The organism is Streptomyces sp. MnatMP-M17, assembly GCF_900091995.1.
Taxonomy (GTDB): domain Bacteria; phylum Actinomycetota; class Actinomycetes; order Streptomycetales; family Streptomycetaceae; genus Streptomyces.
This window is the reverse complement of the sequence record NZ_FMDK01001215.1, coordinates 1-1,043: the sequence shown is the minus strand read 5'-3', so window position 1 is coordinate 1,043 and position 1,043 is coordinate 1. Positions and strand designations below refer to the sequence as shown.

The 1,043-nt window shown below is 71.5% G+C and carries 2 protein-coding genes; both read left to right on the top strand.

Annotated elements, in window-relative coordinates; genetic code table 11:
- Positions 1-199, top strand: a 199-nt coding sequence (locus GA0115259_RS41360) for a hypothetical protein (protein WP_218104262.1), incomplete at its 5' end; no start/stop codon positions are given.
- A gap of 68 nt (positions 200-267) precedes the next feature.
- Positions 268-906 carry a COG4315 family predicted lipoprotein gene (locus tag GA0115259_RS37955; RefSeq protein ID WP_093605160.1) on the top strand — a complete coding sequence of 213 codons (639 nt, stop codon included), beginning with the start codon at positions 268-270 and terminating at the stop codon, positions 904-906.
- Positions 907-1,043 lie beyond the last annotated feature (137 nt).

The window sequence follows — 1,043 nt, the reverse complement described above, 5'->3', positions numbered from 1 at the left end:
CCCCCCCCCCGGAAGAGTGATCGAAGCCGGTACGGCAGCGGGCCGCCAGGCCTGCCTCGCGCCGCCTCCACCACGCGCGTACAGCCGCTTTCGCCCGTGTGCCTACGGCCGCCTCCATCACGCGCGTACGGCCTACGCCGCCGTGGCCGTACTCCGGACGGCCCTGCCCGGTGGCCCGGTATCCGGGTCTGTCGTGTAGTGGGTGCTGTGGCCGCGATCTGGCGGTCGGAGTGCTGCCCCTGGGGCGGCCGGATCTGAGGAGCCTTCATGAGGAGCAACACCAGGACAGCCAGCGCCGTGGCAGCCGCCGTGCTGTGCGCCGCGGCGCTCGTCGGATGCTCGGACAACGGCGACAGCGGTTCCGAGTCCCGGGCCGAGGCACCTGCGGACTTCGCGGCGGCCCCGACCACCCCGACCGGAACAGTGAGCCCGTCGGTGAACCCGTCCGACGAGGTGGGCACGATCTCCGCCAAGAAGGGGCCGCTCGGGACGATCCTGGTGGACGACAAGGGCCGTACGCTCTACCTCTTCGAGGCCGACAAGACCAAGGAGTCGACCTGCAAGGACGCCTGCGCCAAGGAATGGCCTCCCGGACTCGAGACCTCCGGCGCGTCGCCCAAGGCCGGCACGGGCGGTGTGAAGGCGAACCTGCTCTCCACCACGACCCGCAGCGACGGCACCAAGCAGGTCACGTACAACAACCACCCGCTGTACCGGTTCGAGGGTGACAAGAAGCCCGGTGAGACCAACGGCCAGGGCCTGACCGCCTTCGGCGCCAAGTGGTACGTCGTCGACACCGCCGGCAAGGCGATCACCACGCCGGTCGCCAGCGTCAGCCCCACCGCGAGTCCCACTGGGACCGCCACCGAGGGCGCCAGCCCCGGCACCACCTCCAGCGACTACTGACCGCCGTCCGTGGGCCCGACGGCTCGGAGACGCCATGCCACTCCCGCACGGCACCGGCCGGGCACCCCTGGCCGCGATACTTGCCGCCGTCTGCGTGACCGCCCTGGTCGGCTGTTCCCACAGCAGCGGCGGCAAGC